We start from the raw sequence: 25,092 nt of genomic DNA, 5'->3' as shown, positions 1-25,092 counted from the left end.
CCTCTCCGTCGAACTCAAGACTACACAAAACCGCTACAATCCGGCATATCCGGCACTCAACGAGCGCACGCTATTACCAAATCGACGAGATCGGAGATCGGCATCCCACCCTCTCCGCCAAGACTTTCCTAACCGATTGTCTTTCCTCGACTTTTTGAAACAGCGTCGCTTTCCACCGTCCCGGTGCTACAAAGGTTGTCGAAGTCTCGAAGGCTGGGTCAACAAACAATCGACCACGTGACCACAGTTCAAGGAGCGTTGATGATTCGTGCGTTAGCCCGATTACGAAGCCTTCCAGAACGGCTACGGTTCAAGCTGTATCCTCGCCTCGCCCAGTTTCACCTCAACCGTGCGACCCATGACGCCCGTATGCGACAAAGCGGCTTGCCACCAATCCGCGTTCTCGTTGATAACACTGTCCTAGACTTGGCGATCACGCATGAGACGCGGTGGATAACTACCGGTGCTGTTCACTGGGGCGACCGAGTTGGGCATACCGGGTATCAGGCTCGTGTTCCGGTATACGGCGCGAGGAACGATACGGAGAAATACCGCAATGCCACCTTTCTTACCGGCATCGCTTACCTAGCGCGTCAAGGAGTTCTTGAGCTTTGCCAGTCGGCTGAACTCGACGATGAGCGGTTCAGGCAGCCGGTTGGCCGCTATCGAGGCTACGGCTACTTCGACTACTCCCTCTTCTCTGGCCTCAAACTCGAAAGTGTGGACGGCTCCGCACCCGCCACCTTGGGACCGTCTTGGATGAATCTTCCCACTGTGGAGCAGCAGCAGCGGCGGCGGTTAGCTCAATCTGACGATCAACTTTTTCATGATCTCTACGCACTTCTGCGCGAACAACTAGGCAAGAAATGCGATCAAGACGCATGGCATATTCGCACGGCTGAACGCCATGGAGCCATTTGTTTTCTCACCACCGACCGCCCACTGCTGCTCGCTTGCAAAAGCCTTGCGAAAAAAGAGCCACTTCGTTCCCTGAAGTCCAAAGTAATGTCCCCCAGCGAACTTGGGGCTTATCTTTCAATCAAACCAGTGGCCCCACATCTATTGAGCTATAACGACGCAAGCTGGTTTGTTCGGATGGACCGCACCATGCCGGGGGAACGACGGCGCAAACGCAACGAATACAGATAAATCGTGAACTCATAGGTCGTAGCGCGGCAAGGTTCCAACCGCCGCTGCGAGAACGTCAACCGGCCAGTCCCCATAGGATTCACCAACGCTGCGGGGGGCGTGCCCCTGAAGAGCATCACGGACTTCTGGCGCTATCCCAGCACGCCGCGCAACCGTCTTAAACAAGTGCCTCCAGCCATGATTGGGTTGGACATGAGGGTCATCGACGCCGAGGTCGCGCACCCACGCGGCCAAGCGCTCGCCGACCTTTCGATAATGGGCGTTGCCAGCAGACCCACCTCTACCGCGCGCCGGATCAAAGAAGATTGGCCCCTCGCCTGCTTTTTGGGCAATCCTAGGCAGACCCTGCTCGACCAGATGCGGATGCAGCGGCACCATACGCGCCTGTCCACTTTTGGTTGAACCAGCTTCCGGCGTGATCCGCATCACCCAGAAACCTTCGACCTCGGCAATGTCGCAACCGCGCATTTGCGCAATCTCGCCAACACGCGCGCCGGTGTAGGCGCAAATCCACGGAATCCAGCGTCGAGCGAGTGCGTGTTCAGGACTTATCTTGCCATGGTCCCTACACAGGGATGCCGACAATATCGTGCGCGCCTCCGCAGAGGTGAAGCTGGGGCCTCGCGGGCGGTGCCGCTTCGGCACGCGCACTGACACCCCAGCAGCGGGGTTAGCGTCCAGCTTTCGATTTTCGACGCCCCATGCGAGCACAACCTTGACGGAAGCAAGATAAACTTCACGGATCGTCCGACCACTTACTCCCTGACGAGCGAGCGCCTCCTTCCAACCAATAATGTCATCGGCGCTGATACGGCGCGGCTCGTCATGCCCGAGATACTCGACCAGATGGGTAATCACGGGACGCCAACGCTTGATGGTCGCGGGCGACGGTTGGCGCTCGCGTAGGTATCCCTCAAAGATTGCCATCAGGTTCGGCGAGGAAGCATGTCGGCGGACGGCCTTCGACGGAACCGAAGCGATAGCAGGCAAGGGAAACGGTTCGTCGAGCGGCCCAGCTTTCGCTCGCTCAATCAGATCACGAAAATGTTGGATGACCGGGGCCGCCAGTCGATTGGCATCCGATTTGGAAACCCTCCCGAGGCGTCGGGTCAGGTTCGTCTTTCCGATCGTCGTTCGAAGGGTAGCGGGCACCACAATACGGACTTCAAATCCGCCATCACTCGACACTCGAACATGCGTCATTAACCGCATTTTGTAGCACCACTTTGTAGCACCGGGACGGTGGAAAGCGACGCTGTTTCAAAAAGTCGAGGAAAGACAATCGGTTAGGAAAGTCTTGGCGGAGAGGGTGGGATTCGAACCCACGGTACCCGCTAGGGCACGCCGCATTTCGAGTGCGGTACAATCGACCAACTCTGCCACCTCTCCGCGAGGGTATCCGTATAAGCCGCAAGCGGCCGGTCGATCGGATGAGGAGGCGCCGTTAGCTGAATGATTCCGGCTCTGCAAGCCCCTGCTTGTGCGAACGCGAATTGCCACTAGATTCATTTTTATGGATCGACCGAACACCCCCGCACTCCCCCTCGACGCCGCCATGGCAATGCCCCCTGTCGCGCATGCGCGCTTCAATGTGGGCGATGTCGTGCGGCACCGGCTGTTCGATTTTCGCGGCGTGGTGTTCGACGTGGACCCCGTCTTTGCCAATACAGAGGAATGGTATGAGGCAATTCCTGAAGCGGTGCGCCCGCGAAAGGATCAGCCATTTTACCATTTGCTGGCGGAAAACGGCGAATCATCCTATGTCGCTTATGTCAGCCAACAGAATCTGATCACCGATGAAAGCGACGAGCCTGTCGAACATCCGGCGATCGGAGGGCTCTTCGACCGCGTATCGGGCGGCGGTTACCGGCTGAAGCCGGTTCACCGCCATTAATACGTAACGAATTCGCCATCCTTGGTTGACAGAATCGCGTTCGTGGCATAGCGGACGCCTTCACTCTCGCATGGCCCCTGGGTCAGTGCGGGACATCGTATTGCTGAAAGAGATTTTAGGCCATGTTCGCAGTCGTGCGCACGGGCGGCAAGCAGTATCGCGTTGCCGCAGGAGACAAGATCGTCGTCGAGAAGATCGGCGGCGAGGCCGGTGATTCGGTCACGCTGGACGACGTTCTGCTCGCCGGCGAAGGCAGCGACCTCAAGTCGGCCGCTGGCCTGACCGTGGCCGCCGAGATCATCGCCCAGGCAAAGGGCGAAAAGGTGATCGTTTTCAAGAAGCGTCGCCGTCACAACTATCGCCGCAAGAACGGCCACCGCCAGAATCACACGATCCTGAAGATCGTGTCGATCGGCGACGCAGCCTGATCGCGAGCCACGAGGAGTATAGGCAATGGCACATAAGAAAGCTGGCGGCTCGTCGCGCAACGGTCGCGATTCGGAAAGCAAGCGCCTTGGCGTGAAGAAGTTCGGTGGCGAGCATGTCATTCCGGGCAACATCATCATTCGCCAGCGCGGTACGAAATATTATCCGGGCCCGAATGTCGGCATCGGCAAGGATCACACGCTGTTCGCGCTGACCGAAGGCCAGGTCGCGTTCTCCAAGGGTCGCCTTGGTCGCACCTTTTGCGCGGTCCAGCCGATGGCGGAAGCCGCCGAATAATCGGGTAACCGGCCGGGTTGCCCACCAGGGCTGACCCGGGTTCCGATCGACGGAACCAGCCACTAGAGAAGGGAGACGGGTCCGCCCCGGCTCCCTTTTTCTTTGCTCCCCTCGCCCCAGCCCGCATCGCCACCAGGCGGCGCGGCCGAATCGAGGAGAGTGCCCATGTTCGTGCGAACCGAACGCCTGACATTGCGGCCCGGCTGGGCCGAGGACGCCCCCGTGCTTGCCCGGGCGATTGCCGATCCCGGCATCGTCACGATGCTCAGCCGCGCACCATGGCCCTATGCCCTGAGCGACGCACAGGCCTTTCTGGCATTGCCGGAGAAGATCGACGAGCCGCGTTTCCTGATCTTCGAGCATATCGGCCCGGCGGTTGCGCTGGTCGGCGGCATTGGAGTGCATCGCGACGAGCGGGGTCAGCGCGAACTGGGTTATTGGCTGGCACCAGAGGCGCGCGGTCGCGGGCTGATGACCGAAGCGGGCGCTGCGCTGCTCGCCACGCTTTCCGACAGCCTGCGCATCCCGCAATTGGTCGCGGGGCATTTCACCGACAATCCCGCTTCGGCACGCGTGCTCGCGCGGCTGGGCTTCCGCCCGACGGGCGAGATCCGGCGGCGCCCCTGCCTTGCGCGGGGAAGCGACGTCGATTGCGTCATGCACGAATGGCGCGCGGCCAACCCCCTCGCCCTCGCCGCCTGACGCTGCGGGCTGACGATCGCCCTGCGCGCTCGTCAGCCCGCCACGCGCGCCATTGCGAATTCGCTGTCGACGCGGCCGATCAGCGCGCGGTCGTCGTGGTTCCACGGGTGAAATCCGGGCAGGAAGAAACTCAGCCACGCGCCCAGCACCTTGCGCGCCATACCCGGTCGCACCAGCGCATAGTGCAGCAGCCGCGCCTTCACCCGCCAGCCAGTCAGCCCGTCCTGCGCCAACAGGTCGAGCATCCCGACCCAGCGCCCCACCAGAAACTTGCGCGTGGTAATCAGCATCACCAGCGTCTTGACCCACCAGCGGCGAAAGCGCGGCCAGTCGCGCGTGGCGTGCAGCCATGTGTCGTAAGCGACGCCCTTATGCTCGATCTCCTCGATCGCGTGCCACCGCCACAAAGCCGCCGCCTCCGCGTCGCCGCCTGACAAATGGCGCGAATCGGCGACGAGCTCGTGCGCCAGGATAGCGGTGAAATGCTCGAGGCACATGGTCGCGGCCAAAGCACCGATCGGCGGCCTGTCACGCGTCAGCGCGATTTCATCCTCGACCCGCTGTTCCAGTCGCGACACGTCATAACCCTGTCGAGTGACATGCCGGTTGAACGCGACATGTTCGCGGGTGTGGATGACTTCCTGCTTGGTGAACGCTTGAATCTCGGCAGCCAGGCGTGGCGGGCTGCCGTCGCGGAACTGACGAACGCTGTCGATGAAAAACGCCTCTCCCTTGGGGAAAGTAACCGACAGGGCGTTGTAAAATGCCGTAGCGATCGGGTCGCCGTTCAGCCACCACCGCTCTGGCGCATCCTTCCGCCCGAAACGCAGGTCGCGCGGCGTAATCGTCAAATCGGCGGGAGTCTTTGCCTTCGCCATCCAAATCCTCCTAATGGAAGAAATCTGGATTTTACTTACACCCATGTCAATAGCCGTCCGCCGCCGCCTGTCACCCGAAGCATCTCGCGAAACCGCGTTGATCGCCGCCCGCGATCTGTTGATCGAAGCGGGACCACAGGCTGTGACGCTTAAGGCGGTGGCGACGCGAATCGGCCGCACTCACGCCAATCTGCTGCATCATTTCGGATCGGCATCGGGCCTGCAAAAGGCGCTGGCCGGGATGATGGCGGACACGATCACCGCGAAAATCGGAGAAGCGGCCATTCGCGCGCGAATCGGCGGGCAGGAGCCGCGGGAGGTGGTCGACCTGACCTTCGACGCGTTCGATACCGAAGGCGCAGGCGCGCTGGCCAGCTGGATGATCCTGACCGGCAACGAAGACGCGCTGGACCCGATTCTGGAGGCGATCCATCGGCTGGTCGACGATTTGAGTGCATCGGCCCGGCCCGACAAGCCGATCCATGCCGATACGCTGCAACTGGTGCTGATGGCGCTGGGCGATGCGCTGCTTGGCGGATCGATGACGCGGGCGCTGGGGCTGCCGCGCGACACGACCCGGCGACTGGCACTGGAAGCGCTGGTCAGATCACAGGGATAGGATCAGACCTGCGACGGCGATTCCTTGCGCGCGTTCATGCGGTCGCGCTCGACGCGCTCGGCCCGAACGGCCATGGCGTCCCAGGAAGCGGCTGCGCGTTCGCAGCGTTCCCGAACATTCTCAAGCGTGGAAGCGGTAGCGTTCTGTCGCTCGAACTCGGCGCGATCGCGATAGAAAGTGGCATTATTGGCCATGTGCGCTTCCTTTTCCGTAACGGGTAGCGCGGCGACCGGGATGGCCGCCGCGCCCTGAACGTCAGTCGGCAGCGCGCAGATTCACCGCCGCCATCTTGCCGCGGCGGTCCTGCTCCAGCTCATACGCCACGCGCTGATCCTGCTGGAGGGTCGCCATGCCCGAACGCTCGACAGCGCTGATGTGGACAAAGGCGTCGGTGCCGCCATTGTCGGGGGCGATGAAGCCATAGCCCTTGTCGGCGTTGAAAAACTTGACGGTTCCGGTCGTGCTCATGGTATTTTCCTTCTTGGCGCCCCGCGATGAACACAGGGCATTCTTGCCGCGGTGCAGGGAAAGAAGGAACGAGCCGCAAAGCCAAGAACCGTCGATTTGCGACTGTAGCCATCCGCATATGGGCCTTAACCCATCAAACCGCAAGCGGGGTGACGCCCCGCCCCCTTTGCGCTAGGGCGCTGCGATGCATTTTCTAGACCAGGCCAAGATCTATGTCCGTTCGGGGCATGGCGGCGGTGGCGCCGTCAGTTTTCGGCGTGAAAAATTCGTCGAATATGGCGGGCCCGACGGCGGTGACGGCGGCAAGGGCGGCGACGTCATTTTCGAAGCAGTCGCTGGCCTGAACACGCTGATCGACTTTCGCTATACCCAGCATTTCCGCGCCCAGCGCGGCAAGGGCGGTGCGGGTTCGAACCGCACGGGCGGCGGCGGCGACGATCTGGTAATCAAGGTGCCGGTCGGTACACAGGTACTGGCCGATGACGATGAACGGACCGTCCTGCTCGACCTGACGCATGTCGGCCAGCGCGTGGTGTTCCTGCGCGGCGGCGATGGCGGGCGCGGCAATGCCAGCTACAAGACGTCGACCAACCGCGCCCCGCGCCAGCACGGCACCGGATGGCCGGGTGAAGAGGCATGGGTCTGGCTGCGGTTGAAGCTGCTGGCGGATGCTGGCCTTCTGGGCCTGCCCAATGCAGGCAAGTCGACCTTTTTGAACACCGTCACCAATGCGTCGGCGAAGGTCGGCGATTACGCCTTCACCACCACCCGCCCCCAATTGGGCGTGGTACGACACAAGGGCCGCGAGTTCGTTCTGGCCGACATCCCCGGCCTGATCGAGGGGGCAGCCGACGGTGCGGGGATCGGTGATCGCTTCCTTGGCCATGTCGAACGCTGCCGCGTGCTGCTGCACCTGATCGACGCAAATGGCGAGGATGTGGGTGAAGCCTATCGCATCGTCCGCGACGAGATCGAGGCATATGGATCGGGCCTGACCGACAAGCCCGAAGTCATCGCACTCAACAAGTGCGACCTGCTGGACGACGAACTGATCGCAGCCATCTCCGCCGAACTGGAAGAAGCGTCGGGCGGCGCGCTGGTGCTGCCAATGTCGGGCGCGACGGGAATCGGGGTGGAATCGGTACTGGACCGGCTGATCGAAGCGATCGGCCCCGCCGAAGTCACCACCTATGCCGAAATGCGCGAGGATGATGAAAGCGGCGACGACGCCGATGGGGAAGAAAAGGCATGGTCGCCGGTCTGACCCCAGACGGGGCGGCCGCCCCCTTCGACCCTGCTGCCTGCCCTCGGCTGATCGTAAAGGTCGGATCGGCGCTGCTGGTCGATCCGGCGGGACAGATTCGCCGCGAATGGCTGGCCAGTCTGGTCAGTGATATCGCCGCGCGGGCAAAGGCGGGGCAACAGATCGCCGTCGTCTCGTCGGGCGCGATCGCGCTGGGCGCGCGGCGGCTGGGCCTTGCCAAGGGCGGGCGCGCCAGCCTTGAGGATGCTCAGGCGGCCGCCGCGACTGGACAGATCGCGCTGGCGGGCACCTGGGCCACGCTGTTGCACGACCATGGCCTGACCGCCGCGCAGATGCTGTTGACGCTGGACGATCTTGAGGATCGTCGCCGTTATCTGAACGCCGCGGCGACACTGGACCGGCTGCTCAAGCTGGGTGTCGTGCCGATCATCAACGAAAACGATTCGGTCGCGACCGAGGAGATTCGCTTCGGCGACAATGACCGGTTGGCCGCGCGCGTCGGCGGCGCGGCAATGGCGCAGGGTGTCGTGCTGTTGTCCGACGTCGACGGGCTTTATACCGCCAATCCGTCGACCGACCCCCACGCCACGCTGATCCCGCGCGTCGATCATGTCGCGGCGGTTGAGCATATGGCCGACCGCCATTCGGCATCGGGCATGGGATCGGGCGGCATGGTCGCCAAGGTCGAAGCGGCGCGAATCGCGGTCGTGGCGGGGGCGCATCTGGCGATTGCCAGCGGCCATCCGATGCACGCGCTGGCTCGCTTTTCCGAAACAGGTCGCGGCACGCTGTTCGTCGCATCGAACGCCGCGCCCGCGCGCAAGGCGTGGCTTCGCGGCGGCCTGACCGCACGCGGCACCATCCACGTCGATATCGGCGCGATCGAAGCATTGCGGGCGGGCGGCAGCCTGTTGGCCGCCGGTGCAACGCGAGTCGACGGTCGGTTTGCGCGCGGCGACCTGGTCGTACTGGTTGGCCCCGACGGGCGACAGATCGCACGCGGGCTGGCCGAATATGGCGACGCCGATGCCGCGCTGGTCGTCGGCAAACGCAGCGAGGAGCAGGCGACGTTGCTGGGCTATGCCCCGCGATCGGCACTGGTCCACCGTAACCACATGGCGCTGCTATGAGCGTGCTGGCAGTCACCGGGGGCACCGGCTTTGTCGGGAAGCGGCTGATCGATCGCGCCTTGGCGAAGGGGCACAGTGTTCGCGCCCTGACGCGCCGCGACCAGCCGGATCGCACGGGCGTGACATGGGTGCGCGGGGCGCTCGACACGCCGGACGCACTGGCCGAACTGGCGCGCGGTGCCGATGCGGTGATCCATATAGCGGGCGTAGTGAATGCGCGCGACCGCGCCGGGTTCGTGGCGGGCAATGTCGGTGGCACCCGCGCCACGCTGGCCGCCGCACGCGACGCCGACGTTACGCGTTTCGTCCATGTCTCGTCGCTGTCGGCGCGCGAACCCCAGCTGTCGGACTATGGCTGGTCCAAGGCGGAGGGCGACGCCGCCGTCCAGTCCAGCGACCGCGACTGGGCGATCGTGCGCCCGCCCGCCATTTACGGTCCCGGCGACCATGAGATGCTCGAGATCTTCCGGCTGGCGCGGCGCGGCGTGGTGCCGCTGCCGCCGCCGGGGCGCTTCTCGACGCTGCATGCCGACGATCTGGCCGAATTGCTGCTCGCGTTGGCCGGCACCAACGGGCGCGCCGTTTACGAGGCCGACGACGAAACGCCGCTCGGCTGGTCGCATGTCGAATTTGCTCATGCGCTGGGCCGGGCGGTTGGGCGGCGCGTCGTGCCGATTTCGACCCCAGGCGCGCTGTTGGCACTGTCAGCGCGTGTCGCGCGCGCTGTGCAGGGGGACCGGGCCAAGCTGACGCCCGACCGCGCCGCTTATTTCAGCCATCCCGACTGGGTGGTCCGTGCCGACCGGCGCCCTCCGCCCGCCCTGTGGCGGCCGCAGATCGCGACCGAAGCCGGGCTTGCCGCCACCGCTGAGTGGTATCGCGCCGAGGGCCTGCTATAAGCCCGCCGAAAAGCCGCCGCATTGCCCTGTCACATGCGGCTCCATCGACCCTTTGAAAGACCGTTCCATGTCCGACCGCCAGGCCGTTTTCGATACCGTCGCGAAGCAGATCGAACCCTTCAACAAAAAGGGCGTGGCCCTGACCGAAGCGACGACCTTTGCCGGCGATCTGGAATGGGACAGCCTGACCGTCATGGATTTCGTCGCCGCGATCGAGGATGAATTCGACATCCTGATCACCATGAACATGCAGGCCGAAATCGAAAATATCGGTCAGCTGGTCGATGCGGTGCAGAAGCTGAAGGCCGACTGAGGACGCCATGACCGAAGCCGCAGCCACCGCGCACCCCCTGCCCGCCGACGCGCCCGAAGCGGCGCCCGCGCGCGACCTGTTCTCCAAATTCGACGCGCTGATCGCGGAGCGCGAGGCGCTGCTCGCGACCGGCGTGCGCGATCCGTTCGCCATCGTGATGGACGAAGTGAAATCGCCCACCGAAGCGGTGATTCGCGGCAAGGACACGATCCTGCTCGGCACCTATAACTATATGGGCATGACCTTTGATGCCGATGTCATTGCGGCGGGCAAGGCGGCGCTGGACCAGTTCGGTTCGGGCACCAATGGCAGCCGGATGCTGAACGGCACCTTCCGCGACCATATCGCGGCGGAGGACGCCCTGCGCGCATTCTACGGCGCCGATCACGCGATGGTGTTCTCGACCGGTTATCAGGCCAATCTGGGCATCATCTCGACCATTGCGGGCAAGGGCGACTACATCATCCTCGACGCCGACAGCCATGCGTCGATCTACGACGGCTGCGCGCTGGGCAATGCCGAAATCGTGCGTTTCCGCCACAATTCGGTGGAGGACCTGGACAAGCGGCTGGGCCGCCTGCCCACCGACGCCGGCAAGCTGGTGGTGCTGGAGGGCGTCTATTCCATGCTCGGCGACATCGCGCCGCTCAAGGAGATGGTCGCCGTCGCGCGCAAGCATGGCGCAATGACGCTGTCGGACGAGGCCCATTCGATGGGGTTCTTCGGCGAACATGGTCGCGGCGTATATGAGGAACAGGGCCTTGAGCTGGGCCGCGACATCGACTTCGTGATCGGCACCTTTTCGAAATCGGTCGGTACGGTCGGTGGTTTCTGCGTGTCGAACCACCCCAAGTTCGAAGTGATGCGGCTGGCCTGCCGCCCCTATATCTTCACTGCGTCGCTGCCGCCCAGCGTCGTGGCCACGGCCGCGACGTCGATCACCAAGCTGATGACCGCCACCGAAAAGCGCGCCCGGCTGTGGTCGAACGCGCGCACACTGCACGCCAATCTTAAGGCGCTCGGCTTCCAACTGGGTACCGAACAGGCAGACAGCGCGATCATCGCCGTCATCCTGACCGATCAGCAGCAGGCGGTGGTGATGTGGCAGGCGCTGCTGGAGGCGGGCCTGTACGTCAACATGGCGCGCCCGCCCGCGACGCCGGCGGGGACGTTCCTGCTGCGCTGCTCGCTGTGCGCCGAACATCGCCCCGAACAGATCGAGGCGATTACACAGATGTTCGCGACCGCCGGCCGCGCGGTTGGCGTCATCGACTGATCGCTCGACCGGGGGGCTGGGCGTAGTGAGGGTGGGGATACCTCGCTGGTTAAAGGATGATTGGCGTGGCTGGGTGCTGGCACTGGTGCTGGTGCTCGGCCTTGGTGTCGCGTTCGGACTGGTGCGTACCGTCAACGGTTCGAACGTCGCGCGCGATCGGGCAATCGAACGGCGGTCGCACAGTTTCGAGGTGATGGTCCTCACCCGATCGGTCGGTGAAAGCCTTGCCCGGGCAGAGGCGGCGCTGGGGCGTTTCGTCATCAGCGGCGACAAGCTGCTGGGCGTACGGTACGAACGCGATTGGGCCCGCGCCAACCGTCAGATCGCGATGCTGCGGCATCTGGTCATCGACAATCCGCCGCAGCGCCGCCGCGTCGAGGCGCTGCGGCGCGCCTATGCCGAGCGTAGCGACGAATTGTCGCGCATCGCGCTGTTCAGCAACTATGCCCGCCATAACCAGTCGCTGTCCGCCTATTACGACGCGCGCGACAGCGCCGCACTGGCCCGCATAGAGACGTTGATGGAGGAGCTGACCGCGGGCGAACGCGCGCTGCTGGACACCCGCTCGGTCGAAATGGATGCGACAGTGGTCCGCACCAACCGGCTGGCCGGCGCTCTGCTGGTGGCCGGTTTGGCGCTGCTGGCTGTTGGCCTGTTCTTTGGCTGGAGCCTGGTTCAGGCGATCAGGGCGCGCAAGGCCGCCGATGCGGAAGCCGCCGACGAACGCGCACGCGCCATCGAGCTTGAAGCCGCCGTCGTGACCGCCACCGCCAGCCTGATCGCCGAGCAGGGCGAGCGCGCCGCCGCCGAAGCACGGCTGGCACAGGCGCAAAAGATGGAAGCGATCGGCCAGCTGACCGGCGGCATCGCCCATGATTTCAACAATATGCTGGCCGTGGTTCTGGGCAGCGTCGAGCTGGCGCGGCGCCATGCGGGCGACAATGCCCAGACGGTCCGCCATCTGGATCTGGCGACCGAGGGCGCCAATCGCGCGGCGGCGCTGACGCGGCAATTGCTGGCCTTTGCGCGCGAGGAGGCGCTGGCGCCGGAGCCGCTCGACCCCGGCGCTCTGGTCGCGGGCATGGCGCCGTTGCTCGACCGCACACTGGGCGATGCGGTGCGGATCGAAACGCGCCGCGAACATGGGGACTGGGCGATCTGGGCCGACCGCCACCAGCTCGAAAACGCACTGCTCAATCTCGCGGTGAACGCACGTGACGCAATGGACGGCCGGGGCACGCTGACCATCACGACGGCCACGATCACACTTGAACCGGAACAGGTCGGCGCCTGCACCGGCGGCGATCACGTTGCCATTTCGGTCACAGACAGCGGCCACGGCATGACCCCTGAGGTTCAGGCGCGCGTGTTCGAGCCCTTTTTCACGACGAAGCCGGTCGGAAAGGGCACCGGCCTTGGCCTCAGTCAGGTCTTCGGCTCGGTTCGGCAGATGGGCGGGGACATCACGATCGCCTCCGCGCCTGGACGCGGCACGACGGTCACGCTCTACCTGCCCCGCCACGTCGCCGCCCCGCCGGCCCAAATCGCGACAGACGAGGGCTGCACGATCGTCTCTGGCGCACGAGGGCTCGACATTCTAGTGGTGGAGGACGACCCCCGCGTCCTGAAAACCACCGTTGCCGCCCTGGGTGAGCTGGGCCACCGGCCGGTGCCCTGCGCCGATCCGCTGGCCGCCAATGCCGCGCTGCGCGACATGGCGTCTGTCGATCTGGTTCTGTCCGACGTGGTGATGCCGGGTCGCACCGGCCCCGAAGTGGTAGCAGCGTTGCGGGCGGAGCGGCCTGCGTTGAAGGCGCTGTTCGTCACCGGCTTTGCCAGCGATCTGGACGAGGGTGCGCTCGGCGGCGAGCATGTTCTGCGCAAGCCCTTCACCCTCGCCGCGCTGGAAGCGGCAGTGGCGGACGCCGCCGGGGGCTGACAAGCGGCGCCGGGCGTGCGTATAGACGCAGAAAGGCCCGTCCGAAGGCGCGAACCGCAAAGGCACCCGACCCCCTCTCATGGCCTCGATCGACCGTTACATGGCTCGCCTGATCGCGGTGCCGCTGTTTTCGACTTTGGTCATCGCGGCGATGCTGCTGGTGCTGGATCGGATGCTGCGCCTGTTCGATTTCGTCGCGACCGAAGGCGGTCCGGTGAATGTCGTGTGGAAAATGCTCGCGAACCTGCTGCCCGAATATCTGGGCCTGGGTATCCCCATCGGCCTGATGCTGGGCATTTTGCTGGCGTTCCGCAAACTGGCGTCCTCCAGCGAGCTGGACGTGCTGCGCGGCGTGGGCATGAGCTACTCGCGGCTGCTGCGCGTCCCATATATCTATACCATCATCCTCGCGGCGCTGAACCTAGCGATCGTCGGCTTTGTCCAGCCGACGGCGCGATATGCGTATGAGGAACTGCGGTTCGAGCTGCGTTCGGGCGCACTGGGCGCCTCGATCAAGGTGGGGGAGTTCACCAGCTTCGGCGACGACATGACGATGCGGATCGAGGAAAGCCGCGACAATGGCGCCGATCTGTCGGGCATCTTCGTCAATTTCCGTTCTAAGGACGGCAGCTGGTACGCGGCGACGGCGGAAAAGGGCCAGTTCTTTCGTACCGACGATCCGAACACGATCATCTTTCGCCTGACCCGCGGCGCACTCGTCCATAACTCGCCGGATTATGTCCAGCCACGCGTGCTGACCTTTACCAGCCACGACCTACCCATTCCCCTGCCGGAGTTTGGACAGTTTCGTGCGCGCGGCGACCGCAATCTGGAACGCACGCTCCCCGAACTGGTGGTGCTGGGCCACGATCCGGGCGTGCCGGAGGAGGTGCGCGACACCAGCCGCGCGGCATTCCATTTCCGCATGGTCGAAGTGGCGACGATGTTCCTGTTGCCGTTGCTGGCACTGGCCCTTGGCGTACCTCCAAAACGGTCGTCGTCGGCGCTGGGCGTGTTCCTGTCGATCGTGATGATCGTGACCTATCACAAGGTCAATGAATATGGCGAAGCAGTCGGCGGCCTGGGCCGGATCGACCCGCTGATCGCCCTGTGGGTGCCGTTCGCGATCTTCGCCGCGCTGATCCTGTGGATGTATTACCAGATTGCATTCGTTCCCGGCGGCCAGCCGATCGGGGCATTGGAGCGCTGGGCCGGAAAGCTGGTGGCGATGATCGCGCGCCGCCTGCCCGGACGGCGGCGCAGGGCATGAGCATGGGTCCGTCCTTTTTCCCTTCCCGCACCGTCGCCTTTTACATGGGAAAGATGTTCCTGCTGCGCACCTTCGCCATTCTGGCGGCGCTGGTGCTGGTGTTGCAGGCGCTGGACCTGTTGTCGGAAAGCGGCCGCATCCTTGCCTATGAGGGCAATGGCCAGTCTGAGGTGTGGCGATATGTTAGCCTGCGCACGCCAGAGATCATCGCGCGGTTCCTGCCCTTTTCGGTGCTGCTGGGCACGATCATCACGCTGACGACACTGAACCAGAACAGCGAAGTCGTCTCGATGAAGGGCGCCGGACTTTCGGCGCATCAGGTGCTGGCGCCGCTGATCGTCACCGCGCTGGGCGTGGCGGCTGTCAGCTTTGCCTTTAACGAACGAGTCGTGGCGCGCGCGACCGCGACGCTCGACCAGTGGCAGCGGGTTGATTACGGGCCCCTCCCCATCGACCGGGGCGAACGCGCCAATGTCTGGGTGCGTGAGGGTAACAACCTGATGAATGTGCGCCAGGTCCAGGGGCGCGGCGATGCGGCGCGGCTGGGCGGGATCACCCTGTATGTCCGCGACGGCGGCACGTTGCGCTCGGTCCTGACGGCGACATCGGGCCAGCGTGAGGGACAGGGCTGGCGGGTCGAGGGGGCAAAGCGCTTTGACGTGACGGCGGGTCGGCTGGACAATCTGGGCACCGCGCATGTCGGCGACGGCATCAGCCCCGATCAGTTCACATTGGCGAGTGTCGATGCCGATGGCCTGTCCTTTACGGCGCTGGCCACCGCCATCGACGAACTGGAGGCTGCGGGCCGCCCGACCAAGGCGCTGGAGGGCGCGTTGTGGCACAAGCTGTCGGGGCCGCTCTCGTCGATCCTGATGCCGCTGCTGGGCGCGGTGGCCGCGTTCGGCGTGGCGCGGTCTGGCAAGCTGTTCGTGCGCGCGGTGATCGGAATGGGGTTGGGCTTCGCCTATTTCGTCGCGGACAATTTCGCGCTGGCGATGGGCAATTTGGGTGCCTATCCGCCCTTTTTGGCGGCATGGGCGCCGTTCCTGCTGTTCTTCCTGATCGGCGAAGCCGTGCTGATCCGGACGGAGGAATAAGCCGCCCCGGTCAGCGACCGGAACGGCTGTTCAAATCATTACCGAAGACCGAACGTGCCGCGCACCAGCCGGAGCAGCAGGCCCGGCAGCCCGCGATGATTGGCGGCGTGGAAGGGCGATTGCGGCTCCAGCGCCCGCGACAGGCGGCGATGCGCCTCGCCGAGCGAGTGATAGGGCAGACCCGGCAACAGGTGGTGCAGCGCGTGGTAACGCAGGCCCACCGGCGCCCACAGGAAGGGCAGCATACCCGGCGGCGGCACGTTGACCGAATCCAGATACTGCGCGGTCACCGACATGACCTCTCCCTCATTCTCCCACAGATGGGCGACCAGCGTGCGGACCTGATTCACCACCATCAGCAGCGAAATCGCGGCAAGGTAGATCAGGAACGCGTTGATCGGGACGATCCCGGCGACCGTCGCCGCGACGATGCCGATGGCCCAGGCGCTGGCGGCGATTTCATATCGCCACCACAGCTTGCGCGCCTCTCCCTCGGCGGGGCGGCGGCGGAAATCGGGGTTGATTGCCAGCGCCGAGAAGCGCGCTTCCACTTCGCGGCGCAACGCCGGGCTGAACAGGCTGAGCGGGGTCAGGATGCCGAACCGGATCAGAAACCCGATCGGCCCCAGCGCCGCCACCAGCACGAATAGCGGCACGCTCCACGGCTTCATATGCGCCAGCGGCAGATATTCAGGGTCCTCGACCGTGCCGTAACGCGTGCGCTGGTGATGCAGGTTATGCACCCCCTCATACATGAAGGACGGCGCCATCAGCGGCACGCCGACCAGCACATTCCAGCCCAGCCGGAAGCCGGGCAGCGCCGAATGCTTCATATGGCTGACTTCGTGGATGAAGCTGGCCGCACGGTACAGCGCCAACACCGCCACCACGAACCCCACGACAGCCCAGCCGCTCGCCGCCAGCGTCATCGACGCGAACAACGCGCCATAACCGACGACGCACGATGCGATCAGGTCGGTCCAGTAAACCGCGGGCCGCGGCTTCAACAGGTCGCGCGTCAACTCGGCGGCGCTTCGCAGCATCGCCTTGTCCTCGGCCAACCGGTCGCGAACCGGGGCCGTCATCCGCTTCGACGCCACACCGGCGGCGTCGATCTGATTCACGGTCATCATGTTCATGGGCGCAGTCATTGGCATGAGATAGTGGCAGTATGTGGGCGCGCAATCGCTTGACAGCGCGCCACGCACGCGGAACGCAAGCGGCATGATACAGGTCCGCCCCGTCGCCACTCAGGCCGACACCCGCACGTTCATCGACCTCGCCTATCGTCTGAATGCCGACGACCCGAATTGGGTGCCGCCGTTGCGCAGCGAAGTGGCCGAAACCATCGACCCCAAGCGGAACGGCTGGTTCAGCCATGCCGAGGCGCAGTTGTTCCTGGCCGAACGCGACGGCCGGGCCGTCGGGCGCATTTCGGCGCATGTCGACACGCTGGCACTGACCATGCCCGCCGATCGCGGCTTTGGGCCGGGCTGCGGACAGTGGGGCCTGTTCGAGGCCGAGGACGCCGAAACCGCCGCCGCGCTGATCGCCACGGCCGAGACCTGGCTGCGCAACAAGGGGCTGACGCGCGCGCTCGGCCCGATCAGCCTTTCGATCTGGGAACAACCGGGGCTGCTGACGGAAGGGTTCGATCATCCGCCGACCGTGATGATGGGGCATAACCGCCCCGAATATCGCGCGTGGATTGAGGCGGCGGGCTATAGTCCCGCCAAGGAACTGGTCACCTATGACCTGGACATCACACAAGAGTTCCCGCCCATCGTCCAGCGCATCGTCGCCGCCGGTGAGCGCAATGCCCGCATCAACATCCGTAAGGTCGACAAATCGCGCTTCGAAGAGGAAGCCGCAATCATCCTGTCCATCCTGAACGATGCATGGGGCGATAACTGGGGGTTCGTGCCGCTGACCCAGCCGGAGATCGACGATGTGGGCAAGAAGCTGAAGCCCATCGTCTTCAACGACCTGATCCGCATTGCGGAGGTCGATGGCGAGCCGGTCGCCTTCATGATCACTCTCCCCGACCTGAACGAAGCGATTGCGCCGCTGGGCGGTCGCCTGTTCCCGTTCGGCTGGGCGAAGCTGCTGTGGTGGCTGCGTCGGCCAAAGGCGCGAACGATGCGGGTGCCGCTGATGGGCGTGGTCAAGCGGCTTCAGGCGTCGCGGCTGGCCAGCCAACTGGCCTTCATGATGATCGAATATATCCGCCGCGATGCGGTGTCGCGCTACGGGGCTTCGCGCGGTGAGATCGGCTGGATCCTGGACGACAATCAGGGAATGATCGCCATCGCCGACGCGATTCAAAGCCGAATCAACAAGCGCTACACCATCTTCGGCAAATCGCTGTAACCGCGCACGCTCCGGGGTGAACGGCCCCGGAGCGGCGCAGATGGGTCAGCGGCGGCCGGCAAAGGGATCGACGCCCTGATCCTTCCAGCGCTTCATCGTGTTGCAGATCATGCGCGGCACGCGCGAACCGGTCAGCGTTTCGCGAACACAGATGCGCGTATTGTCGGAGACGGTATAGGGCGCCGCGGCGGCTGCCGCAGGGGCAGCAGCAGGCTTGGTGTCTTCTGCGGCAAGGGCAGGCTGAGTAGCGGTAACACCGAATGCGGCGGCGGCAACCAGAATGGCCGTGCGGGTGCGGTTGATGGTCGACATGAATTGCTCCTCCTCCATTGTCGCCGCGGGGGCTGGCGACACCAGATGATTTGCATTGCGCGTGCCAGTTTTCGTACGACCGCGTTTCAATGACTTACCAGCACCACTGCAGTCGATTACACATGTAGTCGGCAATTTCCGCCGTAGCTTGGCAAAATCCGCCAACCCTGACTGACGCTACGGCAGGCGTCGCTCAGCGTAGTCGCACCCAGGTCGGCGCATGGTCGCTGGCCTTTTCGCGACCTCGATATTCCTTGTCGACGCCCGCGTCCGCCAGCCGGTCTGCGGCCAGCGGGCTGAGCAACAGATGGTCGATGCGGAACCCGGCGTCGCGCTGCCACGCGCCTGCCTGATAATCCCAGAAAGTCCAGACGCCGCCGCCCGGGAACCGGGTCCGCAGCGAATCGGTCCAACCCTGGGCCAGCAACCGGCGATAACCCTGCCGCGATTCGGGCTGCATCAACGCGTCGTCGCTCATCGCGCGAACGGAGAACACGTCATCGTCATTGGGAATGACGTTATAGTCGCCAGCCAGCACGACCGGACGTTCTTCGCCCAGCAACGCGCGTGCGTGCGTCGACAATCGTTCGATCCACCGCAGCTTGTAATCGAATTTCGGTCCCGGCTGCGGGTTGCCATTGGGCAGGTAGATCGACGCCACGACCAGGCCGTCCACCTCCGCCTCAACATAGCGGCTATGTTCGTCCTCCGGCTCGCCGTCCAGCCCGCGACGACGCTCAACCGGATCAGTCCCGCGTGCCAGGATCGCGACGCCGTTGAACCCCTTTTGCCCATGCCACACCGCGCCGTAACCGGCGGCGCGAATGTCGGCTTCGGGGAAAGTCTCGTCGCTGGATTTCAGCTCCTGAAGGCACAGAATATCGGGCTTCTGCTCGTCCAGATACTCCAGCAGGCGGGGCAGACGGGCCTTGATCCCGTTGACGTTATAGCTGACAATTTTCACAGGTGCGTCAGACCGCAAAGCTGGTGCCGCAACCGCAGCCCGACGCCGCGTTGGGATTGGTCACACGAAATGCCGCGCCGCCAAGCGATTCGACGAAGTCGACCTCCGCGCCGCGCACCAGGTCGAGGCTGATCGAGTCGACCACCAGCTTCACGCCATCGGTTTCGGCAATCGAATCGTCAGCATCAACCGTATCGGCCAAGCCGAATCGGTACTGAAACCCCGAACAACCGCCCCCTTCCACCGACAATCGCAGGATGGCGGGCTTTTGCTGACGCTCGGCAATTGCGGCAACGCGCGCTGCTGCTGACGGGCTGAGCGCGATCTCGCGAACAATGGATGTGTCGGTCATGTTGTGGAGATAAGGGAAGTGGGGGTCGCCGACAATGGACGACCCCTCTCCTCCCCTACCTCACGAAACTCAACGGCGGTCTTAGTTGGCGGGTCCGCCGACCGCGGCGCGCTGACGCAGCGCCTTGTCCTGCGCGCCTAGCAGAATATCGGCAGTCTGCATATAGGGAAGCGGGTTCACCGGGCGGCCGCCGATGCGGACTTCGTAGTGGAGATGGCTGCCGGTCGAACGACCGGTCGAACCCATCAGGCCGATCAGCTGCCCACGCTTTACGCGGACATTGTCGCCGATCACGATCTTGCTTAGGTGGCCGTAACGGGTCTGGATGCCCTTGCCATGGTTGATCTCGACCAGATTGCCATAGGCCCCTGCCCGCTGCGCGCGCGCAACGATACCGTCGGCGGTTGCATATACGGGGGTGCCGACGGGGCCCGGAATGTCGACCCCGGCATGCATCGCCGCCGTACCGCGGAACGGGTCCGAACGAACGCCAAAGCTGGACGTCAGCGCGACGTTTTCGACCGGCTGGAGCGACGGGATCGAAATCACCGCCTGTTCCAGCGTGTCCAGCTTCTTCCAGCTCTGGAACAACGAACGGAACTGCGCGTCGGCATTAACCTCGACTGCGGCTTCGGCGCCTTCCTTGCTGTCGAGCGGTAGATAGGGGCCGCCCATGCCGGCGCGGGCCAGCACGCGGTCGGGCTTCATACCCAGCTTCTTCAGCTGACGCGCGGTGGCTGCGATGCGGGCGTCGGTCGCCTGCTGCGCAGCCATCGCGAATTGGACCTGGCGCGCCTCGACCCGCTGAAGCGGCGCGAGAATTTGTTGCGCCACCGCCTGCGCCCGCGCTTCGGGTGCGTCGGCGAGCGCGGCGAGCTGATCGGGATCACCCTTTCCGCTCAGGACGGCGGCGATCAGTGCCTGACGCTTCTCGACGCGCAGCGCCTGCGCCTTGGCGGCGTCGCGGACTGCAGCGACATCGGCGCGCATCCGGGCCACTTCAGCCTGCATCGCCACGACCTTGCTGTCGGGCGCGCCGGCGTCGGCGACCTGCACCGCACCATAGCCTGTCAGCGACAGCGCAACTGCCGCCACGCCCGCTGCCATCGCTTGATTCAGCGGCGTCAGCTTCACCCGCCGCGCCTTGCGGCCATCATGGAAAATAAACTGGCGAGTACGGAACAATGGATCGGATCGTTCGCTCTGTCCGTTCATCTCGCTCGTAACATCTGTCATAATGTGCTTGCGACCCACGAACGCGGTGTCAGGCGGGATGCCCGTCCGCTGATTGACCGTCCGGTTCGCAGCCCCACCCGCGCCGTGACGTCAGCAGGTGTGTCCGCCTGCATCCGCATGGGCAAGAGGCGCATAGAAATCACGCGTTAGACCGGCAGAGGCGCGCGCCGAGTCGTTGAACGGTGGCTTAACGGCACCCCGGAAGTACCGCCGGACCAAGGATTGCCAATGGCTTGCCGGGTCCTGCGAATCCTGTTCGCAGCCCCATTGGTACCAGCGGGTTCCCGCGCGGACGTGGCGCACTTCGTCGGTCAGAATGCGTTGCAGGATGCGCACGGTGGGAATGTCGTCCACGTTGGCAAAGCGCTCGATCGTCTGCGGCGTGACGTCCAGCCCCCGCGCCTCCAACACCATCGGCACCACCGCCAGCCGCCCCAGCGCGTCATGGCGCGTCGCGAACGCAGCGTCCCACAATCCGTCATGCGCGGCCATCGCGCCGTAGAAACTGTCCAGCTGACGCAGCCGCCGGTCGACCAGCGCGAAGTGCATCGCCTCATCCGCGCCCACTGCGATCCAATCATCGACGAAGCCGCGCGGGAATTGGCCACCAAAGCGCCCCACCGCGTCGAACGCCAGATCGATCGCGACAAATTCGATGTGCGCCAATGCGTGGATCAGCGCCACGCGACCACGCGGCGATCCGCCCTTACCCCGTCTGGGCAGACGATTGGGCGGCAGCAATTCGGGCGCATCGGGGCGTGCGGGCCGGTCGGGCATCGCCACGTCGAACCGGTGGTCGAGCTGTCCCGCCCGCCATGCGCGCGCCGCCGCCCGCGCGGCCTTGACCTTGGCGCGCGGGTCAGCGGTGGTCAGCACCACGCGCGCGGCCTGGGCAATGCTTTGGCTCACAGCGCGCGCGCCGCCTCCAGCACCTGTGCGACATGGCCGGGCACCTTCACCTTGCGCCATGCGCGGACCAGCCGGCCATCCGCCCCGAACAGGAAGGTGGCGCGCTCGATCCCCATATATTTCTTGCCGTACATGCTTTTTTCGACCCACACCCCGAACGCCTCGCAAACGCTGTCGTCAGCGTCGGTGGCCAGCGGCACCGACAGTTCGTGCTTGGCGGCGAACTTCACATGGCGCTCGGGCGAATCCTTGGAAATACCCAGCACGTCGACACCGGCCGCGCCGAAATCGGCCATCGCCGCGGAAAAGTCGCGCGCTTCATTGGTGCAACCCGACGTGTCGTCCTTGGGATAGAAATAGACGACCAGCGCCCGGCCCTGTGCCGACAGGCGCCGCGTGCCGCCATGGGGCAGCGCGACCGTCACGTCGGGAATCGCATCGCCTTCACTCAGTGCCATTCTTCACTCCTTTGCCGCTGCCATCCACGCCGCGCACACCCGTTCGCGGGTGGCGTCCAGCGTGGCGGTCACCGCATCCCAGTCCGGCAGATCCAGCGCCTGTGCAATCAGGGCCTTGGTCGGGGGCGGCGGTTCCTGCGCGTCGGGCGCGACCAGCCGCATCGTTACGATCAGCCGCGTCAGCATGTCATGTGCCGCCCGCAACTCGGCATCGATCAACCCCGCCGCCGCCAACGCATCGATCGCCGTCGCCAGATCGGGGTTGAAGCCGCTGCGATGGACCAGCTGCCGCACATGCACCGCGAATTCCAGATCGACCAGACCGCCGTCGAGCAGCTTGGCATCCAGCGGCCCTTGCGCGGGCTTGTGCGTCCGCATCTCATCCCGCATCGTTCGCGCGTCGGCCGCGACATCGCGGTCGGGACGGGCACCGGCCAGCACCTCGCCAATGATCGCCTGAACCTTTTGACGTGCTTCGTCTGAGCCGAAAACCGGGCGGGCGCGGGTCAGCGCCATATGCTCCCACGTCCAGGCGCTTTCCCGCTGATAGCGCCGAAACCCTTCGAGCGAGACCACCAGCGGCCCCTGATTACCCGACGGGCGCAGCCGCGTATCAACCGGATAAAGTGGGCCGGATGCCGTCGCCACCGACAGCGCCGCCGTCACCCGTTGCGCCAGGCGGTTATAGTAATGAACCGCCCCCAAGGGCCGCTTGCCGTCGCTTTCGGCACTGTGGTCGCCGGTGAAGAGATAGACGAGATCCAGATCGCTGGCATGGGTCAGCTTGCCCCCGCCCAGCCGCCCAAGCGCGAGGATCAGCAATTCGCTGTTCGCCACACGCCCATGCGCGCGTTCAAATTCCGCGACCGTGGCAGCAGCCAGCGTTTCGATCGCGGCTTCGGCAAGCCGGGCATAGCCGCCCGCGACCTCCAGCGGATCGCGCGCGCCCGCGACGATCTGTACGCCCAGTGCAAATCGCGTTTCGGCGACGACGCGGCGGACATGGTCGAGCCGCTGTTCGTAATCTAGCCGCCCCGCGCACATCGCGGCAGCCAGTTCAGCCACGTCGCCCACCGGCTCCAGCGCGCTGGCGTCGATCAGGCCGTCCAGCATCTCCACCCGGCGTCCCAGCGCGTCGGCCAGTGTCGGCGCAAGGCTGAGGACCGTCGCCAGCAATCGCGCCAGATGCGGCTGTGCGTCGATCAGGCGGAAGAAATTGATCGCACTAGGCAGCCGCGCAAGGATGCGGTCCAGCCGCAACATCGCCCCATGGGGATCGGGTGCCCCGCCAAGTGCCACGATCAGGTCGGGCAAGGTTTTTTCCAGCGCCTCCCGCGCCGCCGGGCTGCGGAGCGCAGGATAGGCGCCCGCCCGCCATTCGGCGATTCGCCGGACTGCCTGTTCGGGTTCACCAAAGCCCGCGCCCGCCAGCCGCGTCGACAGGCTCTCCTCACCGTCGGGCAGCCGGTCGCTGCTTTCCGGTTCGATCGCGTCGTAAATCGCTCCCACCCGCTCGACATGCGGACGCGCAAGGTCGAGCAGCGACGCGCCGTCGCTCAGGCCATGCAGCCGCGCGACTCGGTCCAGCGACTCCCCGTCGGGCAGGGCATGGGTCTGCCGGTCGTCGATCATCTGCACGCGGTGCTCCAGCGTGCGCAGCAGGCGATACGCATCGCCCAGCGCGACCGCTTCATCCGCGTCGATCCGCCCCGCTGCCGCCAGCGCCGCCAGCGCATCAAGTGTCGCCGGCGCACGCAATGCCGGGTCGCGGCCGCCATGGATCAGCTGATGGATCTGGGCAAAGAACTCGATTTCTCGAATGCCGCCGCGACCGCGCTTCAGATCATAGCCGGGACCGAACGCCTGTCCGCGCGAATGATGATCGCGAATGCGGGTGGTGATGCCGCGAATTTCGGCGATGGCCCCGAAATCGAGGCTGCGGCGCCAGACGAACGGGCGAATGGCGGTCAGGAACCGTTCCCCCAACGGCACGTCGCCAGCACAGGCGCGCGCGCGGATGAAGGCGGCACGCTCCCACGGCAGCGCCGCCGACTCATAATATCCGATCGCCGCCTCTACCGGCAGGGCGATCGGCGTGACTTCGCTCGACGGCCTCAGGCGCAGGTCGACGCGCAAAACATAACCATTGCCATCGCGGGCCTGAAGCACCTCGACCACCCGCTTGCCGATACGAACCGCGGCCTCTTGCGGCTCCTCACGCGGGCGGGTTGGCAGGGTTTCGGGGTCGAACAGCAGGATCGGGTCGATGTCCGACGAATAGTTCAGCTCACGGCTACCCTGCTTGCCCAGCGCGATGGCGACGAAGCCGCGCGGTTCGGCATCGGGCGTGCGCTCCCGAATCGCGGTTACGATCGCCTGATGCAGCACCCGGTCGGCAAAATCGCTGAGCGTGGCGACCACCTTCTCCAGCGGCCAAGCGCCCGACAGGTCGGCGACGGCGACCATCAGCGCCAGCCGCCACCGCGCCAGCCGCAGCCGCTCCGCCACAGGTCGCTCGTCCAGCCCGGCAAAGGCGTGGGTCAGTGGATCGGCAAGCGCGCCTTGCAGGTCATCGGCAATCGCCGGCTCCCGCTCGGCCGCCAGACGCAGAAAGGGGGATTCGGCACGGGCGCGATCCAGCGCGTCGGCCAGACGTTCAGGATTTATGGTCGCTGTCATCCCCGCGAGGGTGGAAGGACCTTTCCTTTCCCTGTCAAGCAACGATCAGCCTGTAACCGCGTTACAACCATATGTCACAAGCACCGCCTGATACCCGCAAAGAAGTTCGCAGCCTGCATGTTGCGATGCCGGGTGCAGCAGATTGCCTGTCCTCTGCGCTACAAGGTGCCTACCGCCGTGAACGTGCAGTG

Annotated in this window: 27 protein-coding genes and 1 tRNA gene; 15 read left to right on the top strand and 13 right to left on the bottom strand. The window is 64.9% G+C overall.

Annotation, left to right across the window (positions count from 1 at the left end):
* The first annotated feature begins 261 nt into the window (after nucleotides 1–261).
* Complete coding sequence (locus ACAX61_RS16580) at nucleotides 262–1,149, top strand: hypothetical protein (protein ID WP_370715840.1); 888 nt, start codon at nucleotides 262–264, stop codon at nucleotides 1,147–1,149.
* A 9-nt stretch (nucleotides 1,150–1,158) separates the two neighbouring features.
* Here ACAX61_RS16580 and ACAX61_RS16575 read toward each other — a convergent pair whose 3' ends face one another.
* Together ACAX61_RS16575 and ACAX61_RS16570 are read right to left on the bottom strand one after the other, a co-directional pair.
* The gene (locus tag ACAX61_RS16575) at nucleotides 1,159–2,337 is read right to left on the bottom strand and encodes a site-specific integrase (protein WP_370715839.1); all 1,179 of its coding nucleotides are present in this window, start codon (nucleotides 2,335–2,337) and stop codon (nucleotides 1,159–1,161) included.
* Between the two features lie 110 nt (nucleotides 2,338–2,447).
* A tRNA-Ser gene (locus ACAX61_RS16570) sits at nucleotides 2,448–2,538 on the bottom strand.
* Nucleotides 2,539–2,662: 124 nt separating this feature from the next.
* Here ACAX61_RS16570 and hspQ point away from each other — a divergent pair.
* The 4 genes from hspQ to ACAX61_RS16550 all read left to right on the top strand — a co-directional run bounded on the left by hspQ (nucleotide 2,663) and on the right by ACAX61_RS16550 (nucleotide 4,468).
* Nucleotides 2,663–3,043 (top strand): heat shock protein HspQ, encoded by a 381-nt coding sequence (gene hspQ / locus ACAX61_RS16565; RefSeq protein ID WP_370715838.1) that lies wholly within the window; start codon nucleotides 2,663–2,665, stop codon nucleotides 3,041–3,043.
* A gap of 122 nt (nucleotides 3,044–3,165) precedes the next feature.
* Nucleotides 3,166–3,471 carry a 50S ribosomal protein L21 gene (gene rplU, locus ACAX61_RS16560; RefSeq protein ID WP_370715837.1) on the top strand — a complete coding sequence of 102 codons (306 nt, stop codon included), beginning with the start codon at nucleotides 3,166–3,168 and terminating at the stop codon, nucleotides 3,469–3,471.
* A gap of 25 nt (nucleotides 3,472–3,496) precedes the next feature.
* Nucleotides 3,497–3,766 carry a 50S ribosomal protein L27 gene (gene rpmA, locus ACAX61_RS16555; protein WP_370715836.1) on the top strand — a complete coding sequence of 90 codons (270 nt, stop codon included), beginning with the start codon at nucleotides 3,497–3,499 and terminating at the stop codon, nucleotides 3,764–3,766.
* Nucleotides 3,767–3,931: 165 nt separating this feature from the next.
* Nucleotides 3,932–4,468: a GNAT family N-acetyltransferase gene (locus ACAX61_RS16550; protein ID WP_370715835.1), complete on the top strand. Its 537-nt coding sequence runs from the start codon at nucleotides 3,932–3,934 to the stop codon at nucleotides 4,466–4,468.
* Between the two features lie 32 nt (nucleotides 4,469–4,500).
* Here ACAX61_RS16550 and ACAX61_RS16545 read toward each other — a convergent pair whose 3' ends face one another.
* Nucleotides 4,501–5,346: a metal-dependent hydrolase gene (locus ACAX61_RS16545; RefSeq protein WP_370715834.1), complete on the bottom strand. Its 846-nt coding sequence runs from the start codon at nucleotides 5,344–5,346 to the stop codon at nucleotides 4,501–4,503.
* A gap of 43 nt (nucleotides 5,347–5,389) precedes the next feature.
* Between ACAX61_RS16545 and ACAX61_RS16540 the strand changes: the two genes are divergently transcribed.
* The gene (locus ACAX61_RS16540) at nucleotides 5,390–5,965 is read left to right on the top strand and encodes a TetR/AcrR family transcriptional regulator (protein ID WP_370715833.1); all 576 of its coding nucleotides are present in this window, start codon (nucleotides 5,390–5,392) and stop codon (nucleotides 5,963–5,965) included.
* Between the two features lie 2 nt (nucleotides 5,966–5,967).
* Here ACAX61_RS16540 and ACAX61_RS16535 read toward each other — a convergent pair whose 3' ends face one another.
* Together ACAX61_RS16535 and ACAX61_RS16530 are read right to left on the bottom strand one after the other, a co-directional pair.
* On the bottom strand, nucleotides 5,968–6,159 hold the full coding sequence (locus tag ACAX61_RS16535; protein WP_370715832.1) for a hypothetical protein: 192 nt from the start codon (nucleotides 6,157–6,159) through the stop codon (nucleotides 5,968–5,970).
* A gap of 61 nt (nucleotides 6,160–6,220) precedes the next feature.
* Entirely contained in the window at nucleotides 6,221–6,433 is a 213-nt protein-coding gene (locus tag ACAX61_RS16530) for a cold-shock protein (RefSeq protein WP_370715831.1), read from the bottom strand.
* Nucleotides 6,434–6,617: 184 nt separating this feature from the next.
* Here ACAX61_RS16530 and obgE point away from each other — a divergent pair, with 184 nt between their 5' ends.
* The 8 genes from obgE (at nucleotide 6,618) to lptG (ending at nucleotide 15,621) form a co-directional block, all read left to right on the top strand.
* Nucleotides 6,618–7,697 (top strand): GTPase ObgE, encoded by a 1,080-nt coding sequence (obgE, locus tag ACAX61_RS16525; RefSeq protein WP_370715830.1) that lies wholly within the window; start codon nucleotides 6,618–6,620, stop codon nucleotides 7,695–7,697.
* Entirely contained in the window at nucleotides 7,682–8,827 is a 1,146-nt protein-coding gene (proB, locus tag ACAX61_RS16520; RefSeq protein WP_370715829.1) for a glutamate 5-kinase, read from the top strand. Before obgE ends, proB begins: the two co-directional genes overlap by 16 nt.
* Complete coding sequence (locus tag ACAX61_RS16515) at nucleotides 8,824–9,726, top strand: NAD-dependent epimerase/dehydratase family protein (protein WP_370715828.1); 903 nt, start codon at nucleotides 8,824–8,826, stop codon at nucleotides 9,724–9,726. The genes proB and ACAX61_RS16515 overlap by 4 nt, the downstream gene beginning before the upstream one ends.
* A gap of 67 nt (nucleotides 9,727–9,793) precedes the next feature.
* Nucleotides 9,794–10,039 (top strand): acyl carrier protein, encoded by a 246-nt coding sequence (locus ACAX61_RS16510; protein WP_370715827.1) that lies wholly within the window; start codon nucleotides 9,794–9,796, stop codon nucleotides 10,037–10,039.
* 7 nt (nucleotides 10,040–10,046) lie between these two features.
* Nucleotides 10,047–11,315, top strand: coding sequence for a serine palmitoyltransferase (gene spt / locus ACAX61_RS16505; protein WP_370715826.1), 1,269 nt, complete (start codon nucleotides 10,047–10,049; stop codon nucleotides 11,313–11,315).
* Nucleotides 11,316–11,346: 31 nt separating this feature from the next.
* Nucleotides 11,347–13,254: an ATP-binding protein gene (locus ACAX61_RS16500; RefSeq protein ID WP_370715825.1), complete on the top strand. Its 1,908-nt coding sequence runs from the start codon at nucleotides 11,347–11,349 to the stop codon at nucleotides 13,252–13,254.
* Nucleotides 13,255–13,354: 100 nt separating this feature from the next.
* Nucleotides 13,355–14,524, top strand: coding sequence for an LptF/LptG family permease (locus ACAX61_RS16495; protein ID WP_370715824.1), 1,170 nt, complete (start codon nucleotides 13,355–13,357; stop codon nucleotides 14,522–14,524).
* 2 nt (nucleotides 14,525–14,526) lie between these two features.
* A complete protein-coding gene (gene lptG / locus ACAX61_RS16490; protein WP_370715848.1) occupies nucleotides 14,527–15,621 on the top strand; it encodes an LPS export ABC transporter permease LptG in 1,095 nt (364 codons plus the stop codon).
* Between the two features lie 38 nt (nucleotides 15,622–15,659).
* Here the strand turns inward: lptG and ACAX61_RS16485 are convergent, their stop codons facing one another.
* A complete protein-coding gene (locus tag ACAX61_RS16485) occupies nucleotides 15,660–16,751 on the bottom strand; it encodes a fatty acid desaturase family protein (RefSeq protein ID WP_370715847.1) in 1,092 nt (363 codons plus the stop codon).
* Nucleotides 16,752–16,845: 94 nt separating this feature from the next.
* On the opposite strand from ACAX61_RS16485, the gene ACAX61_RS16480 reads away from it, so the two are divergent.
* Nucleotides 16,846–17,991 (top strand): N-acetyltransferase, encoded by a 1,146-nt coding sequence (locus ACAX61_RS16480; protein WP_370715823.1) that lies wholly within the window; start codon nucleotides 16,846–16,848, stop codon nucleotides 17,989–17,991.
* 45 nt (nucleotides 17,992–18,036) lie between these two features.
* Here the strand turns inward: ACAX61_RS16480 and ACAX61_RS16475 are convergent, their stop codons facing one another.
* The 7 genes from ACAX61_RS16475 to ACAX61_RS16445 all read right to left on the bottom strand — a co-directional run bounded on the left by ACAX61_RS16475 (nucleotide 18,037) and on the right by ACAX61_RS16445 (nucleotide 24,901).
* Complete coding sequence (locus ACAX61_RS16475; RefSeq protein WP_370715822.1) at nucleotides 18,037–18,303, bottom strand: hypothetical protein; 267 nt, start codon at nucleotides 18,301–18,303, stop codon at nucleotides 18,037–18,039.
* Between the two features lie 193 nt (nucleotides 18,304–18,496).
* The gene (xth, locus tag ACAX61_RS16470; protein WP_370715821.1) at nucleotides 18,497–19,267 is read right to left on the bottom strand and encodes an exodeoxyribonuclease III; all 771 of its coding nucleotides are present in this window, start codon (nucleotides 19,265–19,267) and stop codon (nucleotides 18,497–18,499) included.
* Between the two features lie 7 nt (nucleotides 19,268–19,274).
* Nucleotides 19,275–19,619 (bottom strand): iron-sulfur cluster insertion protein ErpA, encoded by a 345-nt coding sequence (erpA, locus tag ACAX61_RS16465; protein ID WP_370715820.1) that lies wholly within the window; start codon nucleotides 19,617–19,619, stop codon nucleotides 19,275–19,277.
* An 81-nt stretch (nucleotides 19,620–19,700) separates the two neighbouring features.
* Nucleotides 19,701–20,753, bottom strand: coding sequence for a M23 family metallopeptidase (locus tag ACAX61_RS16460; protein WP_370715819.1), 1,053 nt, complete (start codon nucleotides 20,751–20,753; stop codon nucleotides 19,701–19,703).
* 192 nt (nucleotides 20,754–20,945) lie between these two features.
* Entirely contained in the window at nucleotides 20,946–21,764 is an 819-nt protein-coding gene (locus ACAX61_RS16455; RefSeq protein WP_370715818.1) for a ferritin-like domain-containing protein, read from the bottom strand.
* On the bottom strand, nucleotides 21,761–22,222 hold the full coding sequence (locus ACAX61_RS16450; protein ID WP_370715817.1) for a peroxiredoxin: 462 nt from the start codon (nucleotides 22,220–22,222) through the stop codon (nucleotides 21,761–21,763). The genes ACAX61_RS16455 and ACAX61_RS16450 overlap by 4 nt, the downstream gene beginning before the upstream one ends.
* A 3-nt stretch (nucleotides 22,223–22,225) precedes the next feature.
* On the bottom strand, nucleotides 22,226–24,901 hold the full coding sequence (locus ACAX61_RS16445) for a bifunctional [glutamine synthetase] adenylyltransferase/[glutamine synthetase]-adenylyl-L-tyrosine phosphorylase (protein WP_370715816.1): 2,676 nt from the start codon (nucleotides 24,899–24,901) through the stop codon (nucleotides 22,226–22,228).
* Nucleotides 24,902–25,092 lie beyond the last annotated feature (191 nt).

It is taken from the genome of Sphingomonas sp. IW22, from assembly GCF_041321155.1.
Taxonomy (GTDB): Bacteria; Pseudomonadota; Alphaproteobacteria; order Sphingomonadales; family Sphingomonadaceae; genus Sphingomonas.
Note: the sequence above shows the minus strand (reverse complement) of the source record. Positions and strands in the feature narration are given on the sequence as shown.

What these genes read in the sequence shown, in the direction of transcription:
- proB (WP_370715829.1), top strand. Translation starts at nt 7,682, where the DNA reads ATGGTCGCCGGTCTGACCCCAGACGGGGCGGCCGCCCCCTTCGACCCT.
- erpA (WP_370715820.1), bottom strand. Translation starts at nt 19,619, where the DNA reads ATGACCGACACATCCATTGTTCGCGAGATCGCGCTCAGCCCGTCAGCA.
- ACAX61_RS16445 (WP_370715816.1), bottom strand. Translation starts at nt 24,901, where the DNA reads ATGACAGCGACCATAAATCCTGAACGTCTGGCCGACGCGCTGGATCGC.
- ACAX61_RS16580 (WP_370715840.1), top strand. Translation starts at nt 262, where the DNA reads ATGATTCGTGCGTTAGCCCGATTACGAAGCCTTCCAGAACGGCTACGG.
- ACAX61_RS16510 (WP_370715827.1), top strand. Translation starts at nt 9,794, where the DNA reads ATGTCCGACCGCCAGGCCGTTTTCGATACCGTCGCGAAGCAGATCGAA.
- lptG (WP_370715848.1), top strand. Translation starts at nt 14,527, where the DNA reads ATGGGTCCGTCCTTTTTCCCTTCCCGCACCGTCGCCTTTTACATGGGA.
- ACAX61_RS16535 (WP_370715832.1), bottom strand. Translation starts at nt 6,159, where the DNA reads ATGGCCAATAATGCCACTTTCTATCGCGATCGCGCCGAGTTCGAGCGA.
- ACAX61_RS16495 (WP_370715824.1), top strand. Translation starts at nt 13,355, where the DNA reads ATGGCTCGCCTGATCGCGGTGCCGCTGTTTTCGACTTTGGTCATCGCG.
- hspQ (WP_370715838.1), top strand. Translation starts at nt 2,663, where the DNA reads ATGGATCGACCGAACACCCCCGCACTCCCCCTCGACGCCGCCATGGCA.
- rpmA (WP_370715836.1), top strand. Translation starts at nt 3,497, where the DNA reads ATGGCACATAAGAAAGCTGGCGGCTCGTCGCGCAACGGTCGCGATTCG.
- obgE (WP_370715830.1), top strand. Translation starts at nt 6,618, where the DNA reads ATGCATTTTCTAGACCAGGCCAAGATCTATGTCCGTTCGGGGCATGGC.
- ACAX61_RS16480 (WP_370715823.1), top strand. Translation starts at nt 16,846, where the DNA reads ATGATACAGGTCCGCCCCGTCGCCACTCAGGCCGACACCCGCACGTTC.
- ACAX61_RS16475 (WP_370715822.1), bottom strand. Translation starts at nt 18,303, where the DNA reads ATGTCGACCATCAACCGCACCCGCACGGCCATTCTGGTTGCCGCCGCC.
- ACAX61_RS16450 (WP_370715817.1), bottom strand. Translation starts at nt 22,222, where the DNA reads ATGGCACTGAGTGAAGGCGATGCGATTCCCGACGTGACGGTCGCGCTG.
- ACAX61_RS16550 (WP_370715835.1), top strand. Translation starts at nt 3,932, where the DNA reads ATGTTCGTGCGAACCGAACGCCTGACATTGCGGCCCGGCTGGGCCGAG.
- ACAX61_RS16540 (WP_370715833.1), top strand. Translation starts at nt 5,390, where the DNA reads ATGTCAATAGCCGTCCGCCGCCGCCTGTCACCCGAAGCATCTCGCGAA.
- rplU (WP_370715837.1), top strand. Translation starts at nt 3,166, where the DNA reads ATGTTCGCAGTCGTGCGCACGGGCGGCAAGCAGTATCGCGTTGCCGCA.
- ACAX61_RS16515 (WP_370715828.1), top strand. Translation starts at nt 8,824, where the DNA reads ATGAGCGTGCTGGCAGTCACCGGGGGCACCGGCTTTGTCGGGAAGCGG.
- ACAX61_RS16530 (WP_370715831.1), bottom strand. Translation starts at nt 6,433, where the DNA reads ATGAGCACGACCGGAACCGTCAAGTTTTTCAACGCCGACAAGGGCTAT.
- ACAX61_RS16485 (WP_370715847.1), bottom strand. Translation starts at nt 16,751, where the DNA reads ATGACCGTGAATCAGATCGACGCCGCCGGTGTGGCGTCGAAGCGGATG.
- ACAX61_RS16545 (WP_370715834.1), bottom strand. Translation starts at nt 5,346, where the DNA reads ATGGCGAAGGCAAAGACTCCCGCCGATTTGACGATTACGCCGCGCGAC.
- spt (WP_370715826.1), top strand. Translation starts at nt 10,047, where the DNA reads ATGACCGAAGCCGCAGCCACCGCGCACCCCCTGCCCGCCGACGCGCCC.